Below are 24,653 nucleotides of genomic sequence, written 5' to 3'. Positions count from 1 at the left end.
TTTCGCGATCGCTGAAAGCTTTATGATTCGCCGCTACATTGCTAGCATCAGCACCAGCATCCTCAAACGTACCTGCGCCGCCGCCGCTGTATTAGCCGTAACTTTGGGATGTTCGTCAACGAAGCCGCCCAACACCGCAGCGCCATCGGGTTCGATCGAATCCGCCGTCCTAGCGCAGTCCCCCACGTCTCTGTTAGCTCAAAACCGCAACAAAACCAAAAAATCCGTCAGCGTTCCCTCATGCCCCCAAAACGATGCCTTTACGGAGTCAGTTAACTTTGCCACCCAAGCTTCTAATTTGGCTCAATCAGCCAGTTCAAAAGAAAACTGGGACGAAGTAGCCGCCCTGTGGGTGCAGGCCGTCGCCTGGATGCAAGCCGTTCCCCCCGGCAGTCCCAGGCGGGCTTTTGCTGAGAAAAAAGTGGTGGAGTACATGAGAAACCTGGTTTATTCCCAACAGCAAGCGGGCGCAAACGGATCGCAAGCCAGTACAGTCAGCTTCAGCAGCGATTTACTCAACGAACAACTCGAACTTTACCTATCCTACGTTGCTGCCGTCGGGCCACCAGATGTTTTGATTGTCGGCAGTTCCCGCGCATTGCAGGGCGTAGATCCCAAACAACTAAAACAATCTTTGGCCCAAAGGGGCCGTCCGGGCTTAAAAGTATTTAACTTTTCAGTCAACGGCGCAACTGCACAAGTAATTGACTTTCAACTGCGGCGACTTTTGAAGCCGGATCATTTGCCTCAAATGATTGTCTGGGCGGATGGTGTGCGCGCATTTAACAGCGGCCGGGACGATCGCACTTTTAATTCGATCGTCGATTCTGAAGGCAGCCAACTTATAGCCGCAGGCGTTCGCCCCGAACTGCCGTCGGATGAACCAAATGTGATTCCCCAGTGTTACAGATTCCCGCAGCCCTGCGCTAAAAATACTTTCCGCAAAGCATTGGCATCTGTCGATCAACCTTTCACGGGCGTGCAAAATGCCCAACCCCTACTCCCCACAATCCAATCCCTCTCTAGTGGAACGGGCATCTTGCCCGTTGCTGACACCCAACCCCAACTCCCCACAATCCAATCCCTCTCTAGTGGAACGGGCATCTTGCCCGTTGCTAACACCCAACCCCAACTCCCCACAATCAAATTCCTGTCAAGTGGAACGGGCATCTTGCCCGTTGCTGAGAATGCTGCAAGATATGACTTAAAACCGATCGCAGCAGATGCAGCAACCCAAAAAGCACAATTGATTCCAGTCTCGCGACGCACAACAGTAGCCATCCGACAACTCAACCAATTGGCAGATTCGATCGACTCCAACGGATTCATGGCTATGTCGGGCAAGTACAATCCCAACACTTATTATCGAGAACGCGCTTACGTTTCAGGCCAGTACGATCGCGACTACGAAAACTTCAACCTCGGAGGCAAACAAGCAACTGCCTTTAATTCAGTTGTAGCATTTACCAAAGCTCGCAAAATTCCCCTGATTTTCGTCAATTTGCCCCTCACCGACGACTACTTAGACGGAACTCGCCTGCGGGCAGAACAGCAGTTCCGGCAGCGAATGCAGCAACTCTCGCGGCAAAAAGGCTTCGCTTTCCGCGACTTGTCGCAGCGGTGGCCGGGCCGCAACGACTATTTTTTGGACCCCAGCCACCTCAACCGCTTTGGGGCGAGCGCAGTTTCTAGCCTACTCGCGGCCGATTCCAGCATTATCTGGCCACGGCCCAAATCCAGCCGCAGCGACGGGTGAAGGAAGTTCGGCAACGGATTCTGTAACGGATGTAACGGATGTAACGGATGTAACGGATGTAACGGATGTCAGTCCGAGGGAAGTCGGAAGATGTCGAAATGCAGTCATAATAATATTTCTTATTCCCGGCTTTCTTTTTACCAGGCAAATCCTGGTAACGCAGATCCACAGGCTCGGCCTCGCAATGCTCAAAAATAGTTTAAGATTTAACCTGATGTCCAAAACCAATTTGTGCGATCGAACATTTTAAGATATTTCACTCAGCCTAAAATCTAACAATCACAAATCCAAAATCGATAGATTGTGAGCTCACTCTAAAATCTAACAATCCAAAATCCAAAATCTAAAATCTAAAATCGATAGGTTGTGCAACTAAAACAAGTAATTATCGCCCACAAAGCCAGAGATACCCTCAGCCAGCGGTGGGCAGAACAGTGTGCCCGCCAATTAGAAAGTCGCGGGTGTCAGGTTTTAATGGGGCCGAGTGGCCCCAAAGATAACCCGTATCCGGTGTTTTTAGCTTCTAGTAACAGCCCAATAGATTTAGCGGTGGTGCTCGGCGGCGACGGTACTGCCCTAGCTGCGGCGCGGAATTTGGCGGCTGACGGCATCCCGATTTTGGCAGCGAATGTGGGGGGACATCTGGGTTTTTTAACCGAGTCTTTTGATGATTTCCAAAATACTGAGGAGATTTGGGACAGACTTTCGGAAGACAGGTATGCTGTGCAGACGCGAATGATGTTGCAGGCAACAGTTTTTGAGGGAAACAGAAGCAATCTCGAACCCCAAAGCGATCGATTTTTGGCACTCAATGAAATGTGTGTCAAACCTGCTTCAGCCGATCGAATGCCGAGCTGTATTCTAGAAATGGAAGTTGACGGCGAAGTAGTCGATCAATATCAAGGCGACGGTTTAATCGTGGCAACTCCCACCGGTTCGACTTGCTACACCGCATCTGCCAACGGGCCGATTATGCACTCTGGAATGGAGGCGATCGCAGTTACTCCAATTTGCCCTTTGAGTTTATCCAGTCGGGCGATCGTACTCCCGCCCGGTTCAGTCGTCAGCATTTGGCCTTTAGCAGATTACGAACTCAGTACCAAACTCTGGACAGACGGCATTTTGGGTACTGCAATTTGGCCAGGACAGCGCGTAGACGTGCGGAGGGCAGACTGCGAAGCCAAGTTTATCATTTTGCGGGAAAACTATTCTTATTTCAACACTTTGAGGGAAAAACTTCACTGGGCAGGAGCCAGAATTCGGTACAGCAACAATCACCGCAATTAATCCGAATCATTCAATAGACATCTCCCGAAAAGCCAGTCTTGAACAGGCAGGATGCCTGTTCCACAATAATAATTATTGGAGAGGTCTAATATCAACCCGCATTAACCTGTAGGGGCGAGTAAGCGTGAAAAAACCTGTTAAATCCCCAACAATCTAGATACAAAAACCGCCATCAGCCAACCCATAATCTCTGTACTTTGTTAAGATCGCTCAATATCTTGACAAACAGCCTGATCTATGCAGATTTCCAAAAAATCAACCCGACCTTTCAACCCTCAAGATACCTATCCCTGTCCCGTGTGCCGCACCGGTCAAATTTCCACCCTAGCACTGATGGACGCCCTAGCTTGCAACTTCTGCCAGCACATTTATACCGCCAGCGTTGAAAGACAATCGCTCCAAATGGCCGATCGCCAACCGCCCGTAACTTGGCACTGGAACGGCAAACAGTGGATAGGAGCCCACCTCGAAGGCGTAGAATTCGGATGGCCCTACTTGGCAGCGGCTTTGGGTCTAATTTTCCTTCCCACTACCTTGCTGGGACTTTCAGCTTACTATTTTCCCCCGGTTCCCGGCAGCCGGTTGTCGTGGCTGCCCGCAGCTTGGACAGGCTTAGCTTTTTTGTCCCATTTAGGCATTGTGCTGTGGTTGATAGGTGAATTTTATCAATTCCCGGTGGTCACTTACTTCAGAGCTTGGGGGCGCAGGATAAGCCGGCGCTAGCTTAAATGCTCTCTAACAGCCGATCGTCCGAGGCCGGCCCACCGACATCGATCCAGGTAAAATTAGAGGCGATCGCAAAATTCAATTCCCAATCAGCACTGAAGCAGCTATAATCGTTAGCTATTCTAAATAGTCAAAAGCAAACGCATTGCGATTTGTGAGGAGAGCGATGAACATACTTGGAATCTCGGCGTACTATCACGACAGCGCCGCAGCCTTAATTCGCGACGGAGAAATTATAGCAGCAGCGCAGGAAGAAAGATTTTCCCGCAAAAAGCATGACGCCAGATTCCCTAAGAATGCGATCGCTTATTGCTTGAAAGAAGCGAAAATAGATTTGCGGGAACTCGATCAAATAGTCTTTTACGACAAACCTTTAGTCAAATTCGAGCGCCTTCTCGAAACCTATTTAGCCTACGCACCCCAAGGTTTTCGCTCTTTCCTAGCAGCCATGCCGATATGGCTCAAAGAAAAGCTTTACCTCAAAACCATGCTCAAAAGAGATCTGGCAGCAATAGCAAACTGCAAAACAAATAAACTGCCATCTCTGCTATTTACCGAACACCACCAATCCCACGCAGCATCGGCATTTTTCCCCAGCCCGTTTCAAAAAGCAGCCGTTTTGTGCCTCGACGGCGTGGGCGAGTGGGCCACAACCTCGGTTTGGTTGGGAGACGGGAACCAACTGACACCTCAGTGGGAAATCGATTTTCCCCACTCCTTGGGTTTGCTTTATTCAGCTTTCACCTATTACACCGGCTTCAAAGTCAACTCTGGCGAATACAAACTCATGGGTTTAGCTCCTTACGGCGAACCCAAGTATGTAGACAAGATTCTCAACTATTTAATCGACCTCAAAGATGACGGAACTTTCCGTTTGAACATGGATTATTTCAACTATACTGTTGGCTTAACCATGACAAACAAGAAGTTTGACGAACTGTTTGAAGGGCCACCGCGTCAAGCTGAAGGAAAATTGACTCAGCGGGAAATGGACATTGCCGCTTCCATTCAAGTTGTTACCGAAGAAGTTGTTTTGCGACTTTGCAGAACAGTTAAAAAAGAATTGGATGTCGATTATCTTTGTCTTGCCGGCGGCGTTGCTCTCAACTGTGTTGCTAACGGCAGACTCTTGCGGGAAGGTATTTTCAAAGATATTTGGATTCAGCCGGCGGCGGGAGATGCTGGCGGTGCTTTGGGCGCGGCTTTGGCGATTTGGTATCAGTATTGCGAACAAACTCGCACTGTGAGCGCGAACTCGACAGCAAATAGTAGAGAATCCCTCAAAACTGAACTTATCACTACAAACTCAGCGGTTGAGGAGAGGACTGAAGTTCTCACTGCAAACCCAGCGGTGGCAACTGTGGCGAAGTCGGTTGCTCATTTAACTTGTCACGATCAAATGCGGGGCTCATATTTGGGGCCGAGGTTTACTGACGCAGAAATTCTCGAATATTTGGATGCTGTCAAAGCCAGCTATCACCGATTAGATGATGCCGAATTAATGCCGCAGTTGGCGGAAATTTTGGAACAGGGAAATGTGGTGGGATGGTTCCAAGGGCGGATGGAATTTGGGCCGCGGGCTCTGGGCGGTCGATCGATCATTGGCGATCCCCGCAGTGCTAAAATGCAGTCCGTGATGAACCTGAAAATTAAATATCGGGAATCTTTTCGACCTTTTGCGCCGTCAATCTTAGCCGAGCGAGTTGCGGATTATTTCGAGATTGACCATTCTAGCCCTTATATGCTATTAGTAGCACCTGTCAAAGCCAGTCTCCGCATTCCCATGACTGCGGAACAAGAGCAGTTGTTTGGCATTGAAAAGCTCAACATTCCGCGTTCCGAGATTCCGGCTGTCACCCACGTCGATTACTCGGCTCGCATCCAAACTGTTCACAAAGAAACCAATCCTCGCTACTATGACTTAATCAGCCATTTTGAAAAGCGATCGGGCTGTTCTATTGTGGTAAATACTTCTTTCAACGTCCGAGGCGAACCCATTGTTTGCACTCCAGAGGATGCTTACCGCTGTTTCATGCGAACCGAAATGGACTATCTGGTTTTGGAAAATTTCTTGCTTCCCAAGTCCGAACAAATTCCTTGGAAACAAGATGATGCTTGGAAAAATGAATTTGAATTGGATTAATTATTAGTCAGTTGGCAGTGGGCAGTTGGCATTTGTGAGTTGTTAGTTGGCAATTGTCATTCTTCCTTCTTCCCTCTTCCCTCTTCCCTCTTCCCTCTTCCTTCTTCCTTCTTCCCTCTTCCTTCTTCCTTCTTCCCTCTTCCTTCTTCCTTCTTCCTTCTTCCCCATGAGCGACGAAATTAAAAAACTCGACAAAAAAGGCTTGCGCGATTTCGGGCTGCTAATTGGCGGTTTGATTGCAGTGCTGTTCGGTTTAGCAGTACCTTTACTGCGGCGGCATTCTCTACCTTGGTGGCCTTGGGCAATCTGCGGAGTGATGGTGCTGCTAGCATTGGTTGCGCCGAAATCGCTGAATCCCGTTTATCACGCGTGGATGCGCTTTGGAATTATTCTTAACAAAATCGAAACGCCGATCGTCCTAGGGATAGTTTTTTACCTGATAGTTTGGCCGATGGGAGTGATCAAAAACATTTTCGGCGAAGATGCCATGCGGCGAAAACTCAATCCTAAAATGGATACTTACCGCGTCCCAAGTAAAGCAAGAACAAAAGTTAGTATGGAGCGTCCTTTCTAAGTGTTTGAAGCAACTTTAGATTTTCTCAAAGATTTGTGGGCGTTTATGAAAGAACGCCAAAAGTATTGGCTGTTGCCGCTCATTGTGACTTTAGTCTTTTTGGGAGCTTTGATTGTATTGAGTCAGGGTTCTGTGATTGCTCCATTTATTTACACGCTGTTTTGAAATAATGAGCAAGTTGAAAAATTTGGGTGTCAATTTGGGTTTGACACTCGGCGGTTTATTGATGGGGGTGGTAATTGGTGAAATTGGATTGCGAGTAGCGAGGATTGAAGGCTATCCCAAAATAGGAAATTTCGCAGAGTCGGCGCCAACTCGTTTTCACACTTCCGATCCGAATTTGGGCTGGAAGCTGAAACCTGGTGCGTCGGGGGAGTGGAATGAGGAAGGTGCGAGTTTTGTGCAGGTGAATAGCGAGGGTTTGCGCGATCGTGAACATACAAAAGCAAAACCTCCAAATACTTTGCGCGTTGCGGTTTTGGGCGATTCTTTCACCGAAGCAATTCAGGTACCTATCGAACAAACTTTCTGGTCAAAATTGGAACGAAAGTTAGGCAACTGCGAAGCTGTTAAGGGACGGAAAAATGTTGAGGTCATGAATTTCGGGGTGCAGGGCTACGGTACTGCTCAAGCATTGATAATGCTGAGAAAAAAAGTGTGGGATTACAATCCTGATATTGTAATTCTTGCTTTTTTTATTGGCAATGATGTGATTAACAATTCGCCGCAATTGGAATATGACCTTTACCGACCATTTTTTGCTTATGATGCTAGCGGCAAGTTAGTGCCGGATATGTCTTTTCGCAATCGGGCGCCGATCGATCGCAACGAAAGAGCAGTTTCCTTCGTAGACCGAATGCCCAGTTTGATCGTCAACAATTCGCGCATTTTGCAGGTTATTAAAAAAGTAGAGTTAGAAAGGAAAAAGCGCGAGTTATCTGAGGATTTTACCACTTTAAGTACCCAAAACCTCAAGGAACCTCAGAATCCAGATTGGCAAGAGGCTTGGAGGGTGACAGAGGGTTTGATTGTGACGATGCGGAATGAAGTCGTGCAGAAAAAGGCTGATTTCTTGGTTGTGACGATCGGCGATCCGATGCAAGTTAGACCGGAGGCCCCGGTGCGAAAAGATTTTATGACAAAGAACAACATTCAGGATTTGTTTTATCCCGATAGGCGGCTGGAAAAATTGGGCGCGCGCGAGGGTTTTCGGGTACTGAATTTATCCGAACAGATCCAAGGTTACACGGAAAAATATCAAGTCTGCGCCCACGGTTTTGAGAATTCTGTACCCTGTGGGGGTCACTGGAATGAACTCGGACACCGGCTGGCCAGTATCCTGATTAACCGAAATTTGTGCCAACAATTGAAGCAGTCTCAACTCCCCAAAAAACAACCGTAATCAGTCAAATTTCATGAAAGATGCAACTGCGCTCGAAAAAGGCAAAAATATATTAATTATAATCGCGGTTAATTTGGCGATCGCCTTTATTTGTCTGGAAGCTTTATCGCTAGCTTTTTATTTGGTCAACCAAAAGCAGTTGTTTTATACCCGAACTAAAGCCAAAGAAAAAGTAGTAGAAGATATTGAAAGGATCGGCATTAGACTTGATGAATCTATCGTAGAAAGACTGCACCCACTTTTTGGCTACGTGCTAAAGCAAGGTGCTTTCACCAATGAGAAATTAAAGTTAAAAGTCAACAAACACGGCTTTTTTTCACTCTACGAATATCCCTTTGTTAAAACCAATAAAAATCAAGTTATCATCGGAGTGTTTGGGGGTTCAGTTGCGAATAATTTTGCCGTTTCTGAATACGTCAATCGCAGATTGTCTAACAAATTGAAGACTTATCCCGAATTTGCAAACAAGGAAATTATTGTTTTAAATTTTGGCAATGGCGGATACAAACAGCCCCAACAATTATTAATTTTAAATTACTTTCTGGCTTTGGGTCAAGAATTAGATTTAGTCATCAATATTGACGGTTTTAACGAAGTAGCACTGTCAAATTTAAACAACAAAGCCCAAGTTGAAATAGGAATGCCCAGCGTTCAGCACATACAGCCCCTGACTGGTTTAGCGAGCAATAACTTGTCCCCAGAAGTGATGAGTTCGATCGTACAAATTAACGAAAACAAAAAACAATTGAAAGCAGGTATTGACAAATTGCAAACTTGTCAACTTGCTTTGTGTCACGCTGTCACCTCGCTACAGGTGAAACAATTAGTCAACAATTACCAGCAAGCAGTTGTCAAGTACGATTCGCAAGTCAAACCATCCAACCCAGACACGGCAAATAGCAGTATAGTGTACATTCCCAAAGCTGACTCTGTTTTGCAGGATGCCGCTGCTTTTGACAAAATGGCATCGATGTGGTATCAATCGTCGATCGGGATGAATCAAATTTTATCAAGTAGAAAGATTAAGTATTTTCACTTTGTCCAGCCCAACCAGTATTATCCCACTAAGCGAGCGTTTACCGCCAAGGAAAACGAAATCGCGATCGACCAGAAGAGTCCTTACATTGAAGGGGTGAAAAAAGGTTATCCCGTATTGTTGTCCAAAGTCGATGATTTGCAAAAAGCTGGGGTTAATATTTTTAGTGCAGTGAATATTTTAGACAATACCAAAGAAACGGTTTACAAAGATGCCTGCTGCCACTATAATTCAGTGGGAGAGGAAGTATTGGCAAATTTTGTTTCCAGTTCTATTATTAAAGTAGTCAGGGAGTCGAAATAGAGGTTTATGAAAGATTTAAAATTCCTCAAAAACGGACAAGAAGTTCTCAAGATAACTTTGATTAACTTAGCGCTTTTACTGGTTTTCCTGGAACTCGGTTCCTTGGGATGGTATTTTGTCAAGCACAAGCAATTTTTCTATACTAGAGAAAAGGTGCAAGATAAGTCAGATTTAGGAATTAATTTAGAAGGAGTGCGGCTGAATCAGTCTATTGTTGAAAGGTTTCATCCTTTTTTCGGCTTTATTCAACAACCAGGTCCCGATTTTCGCCCTGGTTTTAAAATTAACAATTACGGATTTATCTCTCCTTACGATTACCCTCTCAAAAAAACTAAAAATAATCAGTTTTTTATCGGAGTTTTTGGCGGTTCTGTGGCTTCCGATTATGCCATATTTCAAGTTCAGAATCAAATTTTACCTAAATACCTCAAACAGTTGCCCGGTTTAAAAGATAAAGAATTTGTAATTTTGTCTTTTGCAACGGGAGGCTACAAACAGCCGCAGCAATTATTAATTTTAAACTACTTTTTGGCTTTAGGTCAAGAATTAGATATGGTCGTCAATATAGATGGTTTTAATGAAGTAGCACTTTCTAATTTAAACAATAAAAATAAAGTCGATTTTGCTATGCCAAGTATTCAGCATATTTGGCCGCTGTCTAACTTCGCGAATAATAGCCTTTCTACTAAGGCTATGGAAGCCACTCTCAGAATTCAAGAAAATAAAACTAGGATTAATCAGGGTTTGTCAAGTTTGCAAAACTGCTCTTTAGCTGCGTGCGATGCTTTGACTTCTGTTTACGTTCAAAATCTAGTTAATAACTATAAAACAGATGTAATTAAGTTTGAAGAAGAACGGACTAAACAACAAAAAGATGACAGGGGGAGCGTTATTTATATCAATACTAATAAGTCGGTTTTACCGGATTCAGTAGCTTTTGAAAAAATGGCAGGGAATTGGGCAAAAAGTTCAATTTTTATGCACAAAGTGCTGTCAGCTAGCAATGTGCCTTATTTTCATGTTCTTCAGCCTAATCAATATTATCAGACGAAAAGGGTGTTTGGTGAAGCAGAAAAGAAGATTGCTTTTAACAAGGAGACTCCTTATGCTAAATCTGTAGAAATTGGATATCCGGCTCTTTTCAAGAAGTTTCCTAATTTGGAAAAAAATAATATCAATCTAGTGAATGCTGTCAAGGTTTTTGACAAGACTAAAGATGCTGTTTATGTAGATAGCTGCTGTCATTACAATCAAGCTGGGGCAGTAATTTTTAGTGATTATGTGGGCCGTTCTATTCTGGAAGCTTTGCGGAAAGATGAAAGAAAACAGAAGAAGCGCGTTCGACTAACCCTCAACGACTTAAACAAACAATCTCAAAAACCTGCCCCCGCCCCACGGTAAATTTGAATTTACATTTCGATTTACCGTGGAGTGGGGGCGGGTTTATTTATATTTTGCATTTTTGCCGAGATTATTGCTCAAACCCGCCCCAGAAGAAGGAAATGTACCTTTTATCAGGGATGATGAGAACAATTGACGCTGGCCAATGGTTTTTAGGTTTTTGGTTCGGTTCTAGCTCGATCGCCCGCTGAGTCGATCGGCATTACCAAGACTTTATCAACTCGGTTCCCGTCCATATCGACTACTTCCACGCGCAAACCGTTCCACTCAAAATGCTCGGCTGCTGTGGGAATTTTGCCCAAATTTGTAATCACAAAACCGCCCATTGTGTGGTAACTTCCTTTGTGTTCTGCTGACAATTCTTCGATGCCAAATATCTCAAAAAAATCTTCGACTGCTAGCATTCCATCTAACAGCCAAGAACCGTCTTCGCGCTGCACGGCTTCCGGCTCGTCAGCATCTTCAATCGAGGGAAAGTCGCCAACGAGTTCGACTAAAATGTCGTTGACTGTAACCAATCCTTGAATGACGCCGTATTCGTCTACTACCAAGGCAATTTGATTGCTAGATTGTTTGAAAAGTTCTAATACTTTTAAACCCCGCGTGCTTTCCGGTACAAATAACGGTCGTCGTAAAGAAGCGCTTAAATCTAGGGGTTGACCAGTTAAAGTCCGAGACAGCATATCAGTAACGTGTACTAAACCTACAACGTTGTCGAGCCCTCCCTGACACACGGGAAACCGAGAATGACCGCTGCCGAGCATTTTTTGGCGGTTTTCTTCTACTGAGTCGTCGAGGTCAAGCCAGGTAAGATCGGGACGCGGGGTCATTAAGGCGCTGACTCGCCGATCGCCCAAACGAAAGACTCTTTCTACCATGTCTTGTTCGGCTTCTTCAAAGGTTCCGGCTTCGGTTCCTTGCTCGATTAAAACTTTAATTTCCTCTTCTGTAACTTGCGGTTCTGTCGAGGGCGATATCCTCATCAGCCGCATCACTAAGTCAGTGGAATGACTTAACAAATAAACCGCAGGAGCGCCAATTTTTGAGAGCATTCGCATGGGAATTGCTACGCTTGAGGCGATCGGCTCCGGGTTGTTGAGCGCTAGCCGCTTCGGCACGAGTTCGCCGATAATTAAAGTCAGATAAGTGATGGTTAAAACTGCTACTACTGAGGCGATCGTCTTAGAGTAGGGCGCGAGGGCAGGAATCAGCCGCAACAAAGGCTCTACCCTTCTAGAAATCGTCGTTTCTCCGAAAGCGCCCGACAGAATGGCCAGCATCGTAATCCCGATTTGAACTGTCGGCAAGAACTGATTGGGGGCATTAGCCAGATCCAAGGCTACGCGGGCATTGGCTGAACCTTGGTTGGCCATCTGTTGCAGTCTCACCTTCCGTACAGAGATGATGGCCATCTCTGACATCACAAACAAGCCATTGAGGAAAATTAGCAGGAGAACAATCAGAATATCGGTACTTGGGGACATTTCTAAAATTTTCGGTAGTAACGGCGAAGCGCTCTGCCCGGTTAGTCGATTTTAGATTTTAGATTTTAGATTTTAGATTGACGACGCCGCCAGTATCTGGGGGATTTCCCTAATGTCTAAAATTCTTCGATCTTCACAACTTGAGTACGTGGCAGGGTATCCGTCTTTGGGTGCAGTCACAGGAGAGGTCTGGAAGCTGCGAATCTCGATCGCAAAATCGAAATTTTTTCTAAACCTGTCACTAGATTAACGTCCCGCGCTCGATCGCGATCGCAGGATCGACATATTAAAGCAGAAATCTATCTCCAGTTAAGTTCCAAGGCGTCAACAGCCGATCGGCACAATCATCAGAAAAGTTTGGTGGGAAACCCCGTGCTTCTAGCACGGCTTTACAGGGAATATGTTACAATGTCAGGCATGACTCAGCGAGCCTACAAGTACCGATTTTACCCAACCACCGAACAAGAGTCACTCTTGAGGCGGACAGTGGGCTGCGTGCGGTTAGTTTACAACAAGGCTTTAGCTGCTCGCACCGATGCTTGGTATCAAACAAGCGAGCGCGTTGGATACGAACAGACTTCTTCTATGCTAACAAGTTGGAAAAAAGAGCAAGAGCTTGATTTTCTCAACGAGGTTAGTTGTGTACCCCTTCAACAGGGACTCAGACACCTACAAAAGGCATTTACTAACTTTTGGGCCGGTCGTGCCAAGTATCCCAACTTCAAGAAAAAGTGCAATGGTGGTACTGCTGAATTTACTAAATCTGCCTTTCGTTGGAAAGATGGCCAAGTATTTTTGGCTAAATGTACTGAAGCATTGCCCATTAGTTGGAGCAGACAGATTCCTGATGGTTGCAGTCCATCCACTATCACCGTTAAGCTCGATGCTAGAGGGCGATGGTATGTCTCCCTGTTGGTGGATGACCCCACCGTTAAACCCCTGCCCGAAGTCGATAAATCTATCGGCTTGGATCTGGGTGTTACCAGCCTGATTGCTACTAGCGATGGAACTAAAATTGCTAACCTCAAACACTTTAAGCGGTTGCACAATAAATTGAGACGGGTACAAAAAGCTCTGTCTCGGAAACAGAAAAGGAGCAATAACAGACACAAAGCACGGCTGAAAGTAGCCAAAGTACACGGGCAGATCGCCGACGCCCGTAAAGATTTTTTGCATAAGCTGACAACTCAACTGGTACGTGAAAACCAAACGATCGTAGTTGAGGATTTGGCTATCAAAAATATGGTCAAGAACCACAAGTTGGCTAATGCTATTAGTGATGCCGCTTGGGGTGAATTAGTCCGACAACTGACTTACAAAGCAGCGTGGTACGGTCGAGAGCTGGTAAAAATTGACCGATGGTTTCCTAGCTCTAAAAGCTGTGCCAACTGCGGGCATATAGTAGATAAAATGCTGTTGAATGTGCGGGAGTGGGAATGTCCGGAATGCGGGACTAAACACGACCGAGATATCAACGCGGCAAATAACATTTTGGCGGCAGGACTTGCCGTATCAGTCTGTGGAGCGAACGTAAGACTTGACAACCATAGGGTTGAAGGGCAGTTGCGAAATCCCCGTTTCGGGAAAGAAGCAGAAACCTAAGTCGTGAGTCTTGGGAATCGTCGCCGTTCTACGGCGGGGAGGATGTCAAGGATGTTTGTCGTACAATCTCCTTAACAGGCCAAGGGAAAGAGCCTTCGCCGATCAGGGATTAAAATTAAAAGCGCATGACTTTCTCTTCAATAATTCGTACCCTGGGGCGATCGCCCCTAGCCACAGAACTCCTCAACAAGCTCAAGCGCCATCGCTGCTTGCAACTCAACGGCATCGCCCGGTTGCCCAAAGGTTTAGTAGCTTCCGCCCTCGCACAGCAAGAAGGGCGGAGTTTACTGGTAGTGACGGCCACTCTAGAAGAAGCCGGCCGCTGGGTGGCAGGGCTGGAGGCTATGGGCTGGCAGACTGTGCATTTTTACCCAACTTCGGAGGCTTCACCCTACGAGCTATCTTACTCCGACGAGAACGAAATGACTTGGGGACAAATGCAGGTGCTGGCGGATTTGGTCGAGAAACGAGAAACAAACGCTAATTCTAAGCCGATCGCAATTGTAGCTACCGAAAGAGCTCTCCAGTCTCACTTGCCACCACCTGCTGCTTTTGAACCCTACTGTCTGACGCTGAAGCGAGGTGCGGTTCAAGACTCGAAGATACTTGACCGCCAACTCGTGTCGATGGGGTACGATCGAGTGACTCTGGTGGAAATGGAGGGCCAGTGGAGTCGCCGGGGCGATATTGTCGATGTATTTCCGGTAGCGGCGGAGTTGCCAGTGCGGCTGGAATGGTTCGGAGATGATTTGGAGCAAATTCGGGAGTTTGACCCGTCTTCGCAGCGATCGCTCGATAAGGTCGATCGGTTGGTGTTAACTCCTACTAATTTTAACACAATTATTAAAGCAGTTTTATCTGAAAAAAAGGTTGACGAAATCAACCACATAGGATCTGTTGACACAGAAAATGAACCCGAAAATGAAGCGGAAAAATATGTCCGCAGGTTGTTGGGTTTAGCGTTCGAGCAACCTGCATCTTTGTTAGATTATTTGCCAGAAAATACTTTAGTTGTTATTGACGAACCCCAAGGGTGCGAAGGTCACAGCGACCGCTGGTATGAAAATGCACATGAACAGTGGAATAATTGCAATCGGGAATCTGTTGTTGCGGATGCGGGAACAGAAAAGTTGCCAATTTCTCATTTGAAAGTTCCGAAAATTCACCGCACTTTTGCTGAATCTATGGCAGATGTCGCAGCTTTCGAGAGGCTAGAACTTTCTGAATTGGCAGAAGATTCTACAGCTAAAAAATTTCAAAGCTCTGCGGAGGGCGACCAGCTACCGTCTGCGATTAATTTGGCTTCTCGGCCTGTGCCGGTGATGCCTCACCAATTTGCGAAGCTGTCTCAAATGCTCAGGGAAGAGCGCGATCGGGGTTTTACCATTTTTCTAGTTTCTGCTCAACCGAGTCGTTCTGTTTCTTTGCTCTCGGAACACGACTGTCCGGCTCAGTTTGTGGTGAATCCGCGCGATTATTTGGCGATCGACAAGTTGCAATTGCAGCACATTCCGGTTGCTTTGAAGTACAGCGGGCTGGCAGAATTGGAAGGTTTTATTCTGCCGACTTTTCGGATTGTGTTAATTACCGATCGGGAATTTTACGGTCAGCATTCTTTAGCTACTTTTAGCTATGTCCGCAAGCGCCGCCGCGCTGCTTCTAAGCAAGTAGACCCGAATAAATTAAGCCCAGGTGATTATGTGGTTCACCGCCAGCACGGAGTGGGCAAATTTCTCAAGTTAGAACGTTTGACTATCGATCGCGAAACTCGCGAATATTTGCTGATTCAATACGCTGACGGTACTCTGAGGGTGGCGGCAGATCAATTGGGTGCTTTGTCGCGGTTTCGGACTGTAGCCGATAAAGTACCGGATCTAAACAAGCTGACAGGTCAAACTTGGGAAAAAACTAAAACAAAGGTTCGCAAAGCTGTTAAAAAATTGGCAGTGGATTTGCTGAATCTTTATGCTAAAAGAGCTAAACAAACAGGTTACGCTTTTCCTCCTGATATGCCTTGGCAACAAGAATTAGAGGATTCTTTTCCTTACCAGCCAACCCCCGATCAGTTAAAGGCAACTCAGGATGTGAAACGCGACATGGAGGGCGATCGACCGATGGATCGCTTGGTCTGTGGCGATGTTGGTTTTGGTAAGACAGAAGTTGCTCTGAGAGCGATTTTTAAGGCGGTTACGGCGGGTAAGCAGGTGGCTTTGCTCGCGCCGACGACGATTTTGACCCAACAGCACTATCACACGCTCTCGGAGCGTTTTTCCCCTTATCCGATCGAAGTTGGTTTGCTCAATCGCTTTCGCACTGAAACCGAGCGCCGGGAGATTCACAAGCGTTTGGCGACTGGGGAATTAGATGTGATTGTCGGTACTCAAGCTGTTTTGAGCAAAGCCATTAAATTTCGGGATTTGGGCTTGTTGGTGGTGGATGAAGAACAGCGGTTTGGAGTTAAGCAAAAGGAAGCGATTAAATCTCTCAAAACAGAGGTAGATGTTCTGACTTTGACAGCAACGCCGATTCCCCGGACTTTGTATATGTCGCTGTCGGGGATTCGCGAGATGAGTTTGATTTCGACTCCGCCTCCCAGCAGGCGCCCGATTCAGACGCATTTGGCTCCTTATAACCCGGAAGTGGTGCGATCGGCAATTCGTCAAGAATTGGATAGGGGCGGTCAGGTTTTTTACGTGGTGCCGCGGATTGAGGGGATTGATGAGTTGGCCGTTCAGTTGCAGGAGATGGTTCCGTCTGCCAGAATTGCGATCGCCCACGGTCAAATGGAGGCGTCGGAACTAGAATCAATCATGCTGACTTTCAGTGCGGCGGAGTTTGATATTTTGGTGTGTACGACGATTATTGAGTCGGGTTTGGATATTCCTCGTGTCAATACCATTTTAATTGAAGACGCGCAGAAGTTTGGTTTGGGTCAGCTTTACCAGTTGCGGGGACGGGTGGGACGCGCGGGGATTCAAGCTCATGCTTGGCTGTTTTACCCCAAGCAGAACCAACTGTCTGATGCTGCAAGGCAGAGGCTGCGGGCAATTCAAGAGTTCGCGCAGTTGGGTTCTGGCTATCAGTTGGCCGTCCGAGATATGGAAATTCGCGGTTCGGGTGATGTTTTGGGTACTGAACAGTCTGGCCAAATGGAGGCGATCGGTTTTGATTTGTATGCTGAAATGTTAGAGGAGGCTATTCGCGAAATTAAGGGTCAGGAAATTCCGAAAGTGGAGGACGCGCAAATTGACCTAACTTTGACGGCGTTTATTCCTGCCGATTACATCGCAGATTTGGATCAAAAGATGAGCGCTTACCGGTCTGTGGCTTCTGCTAATACTCCTGAAGAATTACAGCAGATTCAGGCTGATTGGTGCGATCGTTATGGGCCAATTCCTCTGCCAGCCCAGCAACTTATCCGTGTGGTCGAACTCAAACAAATCGCTAAAAAAATCGGTTTTTCTCGGATTAAGCCGGAGAATAAGCAGAACATAGTTTTGGAAACAGCTATGGAAGAGCCTGCTTGGAATTTGCTCAAGGCTAATTTGCCGGAACATTTGCGCTCTCGTTTTGTCTACAGCAAGGGGAAGGTTACTATTCGGGGTATGGCGGTTTTGACGGCCCAAAAGCAATTAGATAATTTGATTGATTGGCTGGGTAAAATGCAGGGCGCTTTGCCAGAAGCAAATGTTTGATTTTAATATATAATCCCCAAATCTAGCGCACCGCCGAAACCACAGAATAATTCCGATGGAACCAGAAAAAATATTACTGCTGTTTTCATGATGGTTTTAGCGACAGAAAGGATTAAAATCGTGAAAAAGTTAGTGAGTATTTTTTTGGCGATCGCGCTAATGCAAGGAGTCCCAATGGCGGTTCAATCTCAACAAATAATTGACCCGATCGATCGGGTTGTGAGTGCTGGATTGATGAATAAAGATGCCAGTGGCAATTTTAATGCTGATGGCCTTGTCAGTCGCGCCGATTTGGCGGTGATTTTAGTGAAAACTTTTGGTTTGGAACGCCGGAAAACCGCTCAGAAACCGGATAGGGAATTGCCGGACGTACCGAAGAGTTACTGGGCTTACAGTGCGATTCAAACTGCTTTGAAAACGGGAACGATGAGTGGATATCGCGACGGAATGTTTTTCCCAAATCAAAGGGTGACTCGCGCTGAAGCTTTGGCGATTTTTGCTCAGGCTTACGGGGTTTTTCAGTTTCCCGATCCCAGCATTTCCGAAATTTTAGCTAAGTATCCAGATGCAGGCGAAATTCCTAATTGGGCTAGAAAGTCTATAGCTACTGCACTTTATGAAGGGTTTGTTAATGTTGATATCGCAACTAATAAGATTAATCCTTTGAAACCGATGACTCGCGGGGATATCGCTTACGCTTTGAGCAAGTATTTGGAGCGGCAGGTAAGACCCAGTTCTTTGCCTGTCCCGGACGAGGAGCCTCCCGATCGCGGCGTGGGAAGGTGATAGTGTTGAATTGTGATATCAAATCCGGTAGCATCGGAATTATTCCTCTCTGTATTCTCTCCCTCTGCGTTCTCTGCGCCCTCTGCGGTTAAATCATTCCGATACAACCGGAAACGATATGAGTTAAAAAGTCGATCGCCCGCAATTCAAACACCATGCAAAATCCCGGAGATTTGGTGACTGTAAAAGCAGCCATCAAACCCCCAGGATTTAAAGTTTTCCTCTTAAACGAGGCTCAAATTATCCCCAGTGAGCTTTAACTCAATCAGCAGTAGCCAATTCGGTACTAGCACCGCCGCGCTTCCGAGTCAGGGTATTGAAAAGCATCTGACCGACAGCTTTAATCAAATTGCCTTCTAACTCCATAAACATCTTCATGTTCATGCCAAAAGCTGCATTAGCTTCGTCAACAATTCGCTCTGCTGTTGCTTCGTCAATCGGCAGTTCATTCATTGCCTGACGGTAGTTACCCTTGAATTCTTTTTCATCAGGAATATCCTGGAATTCATAGAAAGCAGTGCCTTCTCCCTCGGAAAGATTCATCCCGCGCTGGGCAATTCCCTTCAGGATTTGTCCGCCAGATAAATCGCCAAGGTAGCGAGTGTAAGAGTGAGCTACTAACAGTTCCGGTGCGGTCGCCGAAATCTCGTGAATGCGCTGCACATAAGCTTTAGCTGCGGCTGAGGGGGCTACTTGTTCGCGCCAATTCGCACCGTAGTAGTAAAATAAATCTTGCTCTAAGCTGTGTTTGCGATTCAACTCAGAAAAGTAAATTTTTGAAACAACCGGATGCTGCTTTTGGCGTTCCATTTCCTCTTCCATTGCCGAGTAGACAAAGTAGAGGTTTCCTACTAACTTCCGGTAAGAAGTTTTTTCTACAACGCCTTTTAAAAAACACTTGACAAAACCGACGTTTTCTGCCATTGTGTGGGACTTTTTCGTTCCCTCACGCAATTTGGTCGCTAAATTGATGCTCATGCTATACTGTCCAACCTTCTATTTTTGTGGTAGCTGATGGATGCGCCAAAAATCTAAAATTTACCTAAGCATTTACCTTAGATCGATTTGATGAGAGATTGTATTAATTTTTATAACAAAACCTAGACTCCGCAGAAGGCATCCGAAGGTAGAAGGCACAAGCAGTTTAGTCATTAGTCCTTAGTCATTGGCTGTTAGCGAATGACTACTGACTAATGACTAATGACTAATGACTAATGACTACTGACTACTGGCTAATTTAGATGTCCAAGTCGAGGAGGTTGAGTTTGGGGCCGTAGGTTTCGATGAATTCGCGACGGGGGGCGACACGATCGCCCATTAAGATCGTAAAGATGCGATCGGCCTCAGCAGCATCTTCAATCTCCACCCGTTTCAGCGTCCGAGTTTCTGGGTTCATCGTCGTATCCCACAACTGTGTCGGCATCATTTCACCCAAACCTTTGAACCGCTGAATGGTGTAGTTAGCATTCGCCGGGAATTCATTGCGGATGAGATTGTTCATTTCGCGATCGCTGTAACAGTAGTAATGATTGCGTCCCCGTTCCACTTTATAGAGAGGAGGACAAGCAATATAAATGTAACCTTGTTCTACAAGTGCCCGCTGATAGCGGTAGAAGAAAGTCAGCAACAGCGTGCGGATGTGAGCACCATCTACGTCAGCGTCAGTCATAATTACGATGTGGTGATACCGCAATTGACCCGGATCGAATTCTTCGCCTTTGATGCCCAAACCCAGGGCTGTAATTAACGATTGAATTTCGTTATTTTTGTAGATTTTGGCGTCGTCGGTTTTCTCAATGTTGAGAATTTTACCGCGCAAAGGCAGGATTGCTTGGAATTGGCGATCGCGCCCTTGTTTTGCACTGTTGTGCACGAAAATTCCCGCCCCTAATGCAAAGTTGTGACTGTTGGGCACTTCGATGTCGTAAACATCGTAGCGTTCCTCTACAGCTTCGATCTTGACAACGCGGTGGTTGTAATTCCGAACCGCTTGGCGAGCATATAGTGCATCACCATTAAAGTAGCGATCGCAAAAACTCTCATACTTCAACAAACACTTATCTTTTTTCGTGCGGCGGTAGATATTGTAATAATCAACATCAATCCAGCCCATTTTCATCTCAACAGCCTTCAAAGCTTCAAGAGTTTTGCGGTAATAAGTTTCGTTCAAAGCTTCTTTACGTTTCTGGCGAAACTCCGGCGTCCACTGTTCCTTAGTTTTTTCGCGCCGCCACTCCAACAAATTCTCATCTTGCCACTGTTCTTGAGCAAGTTGAGAATGAGTCTCCCGCGCTTTAGGATTGTTAGCAAAATGATTACTCACCCGTTCCGACTGAGCCAAACGGTTTTCTTCACTACTCCAATACTCTTGCTGCGCTTGGTTCAGTATTTCATTATTTTGCTCGCGATAAGCTTCATTAGTGTCGTAAAACTCCCGCCACTTGCTCGTCATGTAAGCTTTATACTCTTCATCTTCCCACTGAGCTTTCGCCTGTTCCGAAAGAATTTGTCGCGTTTCGGGCTGCCGCATCCGCTCTTTCATCATCGCCCGAAATTCATCGGTCATGTGAGCTTGACGGCTCTTTTCAATGACATCGGGCCTGTGCAAGGTTTTCTCAAGGTTCGCGCGGTGTAAAGCCAAGTGATCCTCAGCCGACATTCGCTGAATATTTGTCGGATTGTTGTTGAGTTTGTTAAAGTCAACGTGATGGCGGTGATTGCCGTCACATGCGAGATAAACGCCGTGTTTCAGGTTGTAGAAATCCGCTAAAAGATGGGTGTAAATCCACTTATCACTGTTGGGATTCCAAACCATTTCGTAACCGTTAAGTCCCTGACCCTGTTTGTTTTTTTCCGACAACTTGCAGTGGAACGGCATTAATGAATCTTCCGGTGTCAGCAGGGCTGCTGCTTTGTAAGTGCCATCCCGCAACATGAATGGATGGTCGGGAGTGCAAGTTATTGTCTCCCCATTGTCTAATGTCAGTTTGACAACTTCAGCATTTGCTTTAGTCATCCGAGCATTAGTTATTCGCTCAAACCCGATGTTTCCACTCTCGCGAATGGTGTAGCAAAAGTGTTCTTTGCCTTCTGCTTGTTCGTCAACTATCTGTTTGATAGTTTTTGTCGTACCGTCAGCTAATTTTATTTCTTGAAATGAAAAAAAACAGCCGCCCGCGGAATCGCCTTCGACCAGGTATATCTCAGACAGGGCGGGGTCTCTGGAGCTACAGTCCGCTAATTTTCCAGGCAAAGGAGACGATTCTAAGACTGATTTGCGGCGGACTAAATCGCGGGCACGACGGGCTGCTTCAGCAGCCTTAAATGCCTGAATTGCTTTTTCCAAAATAGCGTCAGCTACTTGGGGGCGAAACTCTAAATATTCTGTCAATACTTCGCCTACCAAGGAATCCACAATTCCCCGAACTTCTGTATTGCCTAGCTTGGTTTTAGTTTGGCCTTCAAATTCCGGATCAGGGACTTTGACAGAAATCACTGCTGTCAAACCTTCGCGAACGTTTTCGCCGGCTAGGTTGGGTTCGTTTTCTTTGATTTTGTTGCGCTTGCGGGCGATCGAATTCATCGTCCGCGTCAAAACAGCCTTCAAACCTTCTAAGTGCGTGCCACCGTCGATCGTCCGAATGTTGTTAGCAAAACCGAGAACATTGTCGCTAAAAGCATCAACGCACCACTGCAAAGCCACTTCTATCTGCACGTTATTGCGTTCGCCTTGCACGTAAATCACTTCTTCGTGCAGAGGCTGCTTTTCGCGGTTCATGTAGGCGATATATTCCTTGATTCCGCCCTCATAACAGTATGTTTCGATGCGAGGTTCGCTACTTTTAAGCAGTTCCAAACGGTGGTCGCTAAACGTAATTCTCACGCCCGCATTCAAGTAACCCAATTCTCGCAAGCGCCCCGCGAGTGTAGTGTAATCAAATTCAATGCCAGTGCTAAATATTTGAGTATCTGGCAAGAAAGAAACTGAAGTGCCGGTGCGAGTGCCTTTGTTGGGCTTGGCAGTAAGTTCAGTAACTGGATTGCCTCTTTCGTAGCGCTGTAAATGTTCTTTTTGGTCGCGCCAAACTGTCACTTCTACCCACTCGGACAGCGCGTTAACAACAGAAATACCTACACCGTGCAATCCTCCAGAAACCTTGTAACCACCACCGCCAAATTTACCGCCGGCGTGGAGTACAGTCATTACTGTTTCTATTCCCGATTTGCCAGTCTTGGCAACGATGCCGGTCGGAATACCCCGGCCGTCGTCTGTCACGGTAACGGAACCGTCGGCGTTGATGTCAATCTCGATGTGAGTGCAGTGGCCAGCCAGCGCCTCATCTATGGAATTGTCCACAACCTCGTAAACTAGATGGTGGAGTCCTCGCGGCCCGGTGGTACCGATGTACATCCCCGGTCGTTTACGGACTGCTTCGAGACCTTCGAGAACTTGAATCTGGTCGGCGCTGTAGCTGCTGGTCATACAAAAATAGCTCCAATAATGAGGCCTAAAGCCCCGAAAGCTTCTAAAATGGGAAAACTCCTAAAATTATAGCACAAAACCGTTAAAGGCGATGCTAGGGCTTTCTGAAGGGAAATTTATCGGGGGTAGGGAGGGGAATAGTTTTGAGATTGCTTGAGGACTGCCCAGCCCGATCGCGGTGAATCAGTGTAGGAGAAAGGGGAAAGCATGGAGAGGAGAGGATTTGAGAGTTTTTATAGGGAAATGTGCGACAGCTTATGCCTAGATTAATTACGATTTGCGGGGCGACGGCGACGGGGAAGTCGGGAGTGGCTTTGGCTTTGGCGGGGCGACTGCAATCCTCGATCCTGAGTGCGGACTCCCGTCAAGTGTACCGCGAATTTGACATCGGAACCGCAAAACCGACGGCGGTCGATCGCGCCTGTGTACCGCATCACTTTATTGACATCTGCGATCCGACGGAAACGCTGACAGTCGCAGATTACCAGCAACAAGCTCAAAATTTAATTGCTGCTGTCGATTTTCCTGTTTCTCCCCCCCTGTTGTTGGTGGGAGGGACGGGCTTATATATTAAATCGATCGTGCGCGGTTTAAAAATTCCGAGGGTAGGGCCGATGCCCGAATTGCGATCGCAACTTGCGGAACTCGGACAATCTCAATGTTACGCGATGTTGCAGCAAGTCGATCGCTCTGCCGCTGAGAAAATTCACGTCAATGACCCAGTAAGAACTTTGAGGGCACTGGAAGTATTTTATGTCACCGGTCGCCCTATCTCCGAACAGCAGGGCGAAAATCCTCCCAATTATCCTATTTTACAAATTGGGTTGGATTGCGCGATCGATGTTTTGGTCGATCGGATCGAACAGCGCACTGAACAAATGCTAGAGCGCGGTTGGATTGCTGAAGTAGAATATTTGTGTAAAAAATACGGCTGCGACTTGCCACTGTTGAACACGCTGGGCTATCAGGAAATGAAACAATATTTGGCTGGCGACATTAAGCTTGAAGAAGCCAAAGAATTAACAATTTTGCACACGCGGCAATTTGCGAAGAGACAGCGAACTTGGTTTCGAGCTTATTCTGAAATTGAATGGTTTGATGTTAGCACGCCAGATTTGCTAGAACGAGTGTGGCTGAGAGTGCAGGAGTTTATCAATTGATTTTATATCGAAATTAAAGATTTTTTTAACCGCAGATGAATGCTGATTAACGCTGATGGAATTTAAATTGATTGGCTCGTTTTTAAACTACACTCGGATTTTTGCGTTAACTTTGAATCGGTAAAATTTCTCTAATTATTTGCCGAAACAAACGCACCGCCGCCCGCTGTCCGACTGTCCTGCTTTGTTCGATGAAACCGGGAATTTCGGCAACGGGTAAAAATGGAAAAGCTAAACTACGTGAAGCGAAGCTATCCCGTAGGGAATCGCACATTTCATATTTTCCCTCTACCAGGTGATAAACTTGCAGAGATTCCCGCCGATACCTCCAAAGTTCGGGAACACCAAGAGCAGCATATATGGAATCTTTATTAACTGAAGAATTCGTGTAATCCGACTCTATTGCTAAATCCGGCGGCACATCCTCTGGGAGGTTGATATCTCTTTTACCTCGGACGCGGGCTTCATTTTGAATGTAGAAACAAGTATCAGGTTCGACAGCACGAGTTAAATCTTCCCGTTCGAGAGTCAGAGAACCAGCTTTCATCACTTCGATTTCTAGCTCGTCTGCTGTAGCTTCAATAAAGCTTTCTATCAGTCCTTTGGGAACTTCATGTTCTAGATGTGGCATCCTGATTTCTAATACTCCTCAATCGTAGGCAATTCTCCAAGCTCTATCGTCCCCAACATCTGCCAGCAATGCTTTAAAAGTTGACCAACTGACACCTTTTAAAATAACTCGGTTTTCTGGGGTAGTTTGCTGCTCGACAGGAGTTGATGTTGTTGTTACCATTTAACAAGTCCTTGGTAGCTTC

Annotated in this window: 17 protein-coding genes and 1 pseudogene; 13 read left to right on the top strand and 5 right to left on the bottom strand. The window is 46.3% G+C overall.

Annotated elements, in window-relative coordinates; genetic code table 11:
• The first annotated feature begins 22 nt into the window (after nt 1–22).
• From QUB06_RS13000 to QUB06_RS12985, 4 genes are all read left to right on the top strand, one after another.
• Complete coding sequence (locus QUB06_RS13000) at nt 23–1,756, top strand: hypothetical protein (RefSeq protein WP_333435594.1); 1,734 nt, start codon at nt 23–25, stop codon at nt 1,754–1,756.
• A gap of 366 nt (nt 1,757–2,122) precedes the next feature.
• Nucleotides 2,123–3,043: an NAD(+) kinase gene (locus QUB06_RS12995; RefSeq protein WP_333226232.1), complete on the top strand. Its 921-nt coding sequence runs from the start codon at nt 2,123–2,125 to the stop codon at nt 3,041–3,043.
• 237 nt (nt 3,044–3,280) lie between these two features.
• Complete coding sequence (locus QUB06_RS12990; RefSeq protein WP_333372577.1) at nt 3,281–3,766, top strand: hypothetical protein; 486 nt, start codon at nt 3,281–3,283, stop codon at nt 3,764–3,766.
• A gap of 169 nt (nt 3,767–3,935) precedes the next feature.
• The gene (locus QUB06_RS12985) at nt 3,936–5,912 is read left to right on the top strand and encodes a carbamoyltransferase (RefSeq protein ID WP_333435593.1); all 1,977 of its coding nucleotides are present in this window, start codon (nt 3,936–3,938) and stop codon (nt 5,910–5,912) included.
• A gap of 42 nt (nt 5,913–5,954) precedes the next feature.
• Here QUB06_RS12985 and QUB06_RS12980 read toward each other — a convergent pair whose 3' ends face one another.
• A complete protein-coding gene (locus QUB06_RS12980) occupies nt 5,955–6,080 on the bottom strand; it encodes a hypothetical protein (RefSeq protein ID WP_333435592.1) in 126 nt (41 codons plus the stop codon).
• Here QUB06_RS12980 and QUB06_RS12975 point away from each other — a divergent pair.
• Genes QUB06_RS12975 through QUB06_RS12955 form a run of 5 tightly spaced genes read left to right on the top strand, consistent with a single transcriptional unit; the run spans nt 6,079 to nt 10,628 of the window.
• Nucleotides 6,079–6,486, top strand: coding sequence for an SxtJ family membrane protein (locus QUB06_RS12975; RefSeq protein WP_333154419.1), 408 nt, complete (start codon nt 6,079–6,081; stop codon nt 6,484–6,486). The genes QUB06_RS12980 and QUB06_RS12975 overlap by 2 nt on opposite strands.
• A complete protein-coding gene (locus QUB06_RS12970) occupies nt 6,487–6,651 on the top strand; it encodes a DUF5989 family protein (RefSeq protein ID WP_190657062.1) in 165 nt (54 codons plus the stop codon).
• Between the two features lie 4 nt (nt 6,652–6,655).
• A complete protein-coding gene (locus QUB06_RS12965; RefSeq protein WP_333435591.1) occupies nt 6,656–7,888 on the top strand; it encodes an SGNH/GDSL hydrolase family protein in 1,233 nt (410 codons plus the stop codon).
• A 13-nt stretch (nt 7,889–7,901) separates the two neighbouring features.
• Complete coding sequence (locus tag QUB06_RS12960; protein WP_333435590.1) at nt 7,902–9,227, top strand: hypothetical protein; 1,326 nt, start codon at nt 7,902–7,904, stop codon at nt 9,225–9,227.
• A gap of 6 nt (nt 9,228–9,233) precedes the next feature.
• Nucleotides 9,234–10,628: a hypothetical protein gene (locus QUB06_RS12955; protein ID WP_333435589.1), complete on the top strand. Its 1,395-nt coding sequence runs from the start codon at nt 9,234–9,236 to the stop codon at nt 10,626–10,628.
• A gap of 152 nt (nt 10,629–10,780) precedes the next feature.
• Here the strand turns inward: QUB06_RS12955 and QUB06_RS12950 are convergent, their stop codons facing one another.
• Nucleotides 10,781–12,112, bottom strand: coding sequence for a hemolysin family protein (locus QUB06_RS12950; RefSeq protein ID WP_333435588.1), 1,332 nt, complete (start codon nt 12,110–12,112; stop codon nt 10,781–10,783).
• A 408-nt stretch (nt 12,113–12,520) separates the two neighbouring features.
• Here QUB06_RS12950 and QUB06_RS12945 point away from each other — a divergent pair, with 408 nt between their 5' ends.
• The 3 genes from QUB06_RS12945 to QUB06_RS12935 all read left to right on the top strand — a co-directional run bounded on the left by QUB06_RS12945 (nt 12,521) and on the right by QUB06_RS12935 (nt 18,195).
• Complete coding sequence (locus tag QUB06_RS12945) at nt 12,521–13,714, top strand: RNA-guided endonuclease InsQ/TnpB family protein (protein WP_445251378.1); 1,194 nt, start codon at nt 12,521–12,523, stop codon at nt 13,712–13,714.
• A gap of 125 nt (nt 13,715–13,839) precedes the next feature.
• Entirely contained in the window at nt 13,840–17,409 is a 3,570-nt protein-coding gene (gene mfd, locus QUB06_RS12940) for a transcription-repair coupling factor (RefSeq protein ID WP_333435587.1), read from the top strand.
• A gap of 120 nt (nt 17,410–17,529) precedes the next feature.
• Complete coding sequence (locus QUB06_RS12935) at nt 17,530–18,195, top strand: S-layer homology domain-containing protein (RefSeq protein WP_333409174.1); 666 nt, start codon at nt 17,530–17,532, stop codon at nt 18,193–18,195.
• Nucleotides 18,196–18,456: 261 nt separating this feature from the next.
• Here the strand turns inward: QUB06_RS12935 and QUB06_RS12930 are convergent, their stop codons facing one another.
• Nucleotides 18,457–19,173 (bottom strand): heme oxygenase (biliverdin-producing), encoded by a 717-nt coding sequence (locus QUB06_RS12930; RefSeq protein ID WP_333435586.1) that lies wholly within the window; start codon nt 19,171–19,173, stop codon nt 18,457–18,459.
• A 259-nt stretch (nt 19,174–19,432) separates the two neighbouring features.
• Nucleotides 19,433–22,678, bottom strand: a complete 3,246-nt coding sequence (gene gyrB / locus QUB06_RS12925) for a DNA topoisomerase (ATP-hydrolyzing) subunit B (protein WP_333435585.1) — start codon at nt 22,676–22,678, stop codon at nt 19,433–19,435.
• A gap of 257 nt (nt 22,679–22,935) precedes the next feature.
• Between gyrB and miaA the strand changes: the two genes are divergently transcribed.
• A complete protein-coding gene (gene miaA / locus QUB06_RS12920; protein WP_333435584.1) occupies nt 22,936–23,838 on the top strand; it encodes a tRNA (adenosine(37)-N6)-dimethylallyltransferase MiaA in 903 nt (300 codons plus the stop codon).
• Between the two features lie 106 nt (nt 23,839–23,944).
• Here the strand turns inward: miaA and QUB06_RS12915 are convergent.
• A pseudogene (locus QUB06_RS12915) lies at nt 23,945–24,631 on the bottom strand (Uma2 family endonuclease).
• Nucleotides 24,632–24,653 lie beyond the last annotated feature (22 nt).

It is taken from the genome of Microcoleus sp. D2_18a_D3, from assembly GCF_036702455.1.
In the GTDB taxonomy this organism is placed as follows: domain Bacteria; phylum Cyanobacteriota; class Cyanobacteriia; order Cyanobacteriales; family Microcoleaceae; genus Microcoleus.
Note: the sequence above shows the minus strand (reverse complement) of the source record. Positions and strands in the feature narration are given on the sequence as shown.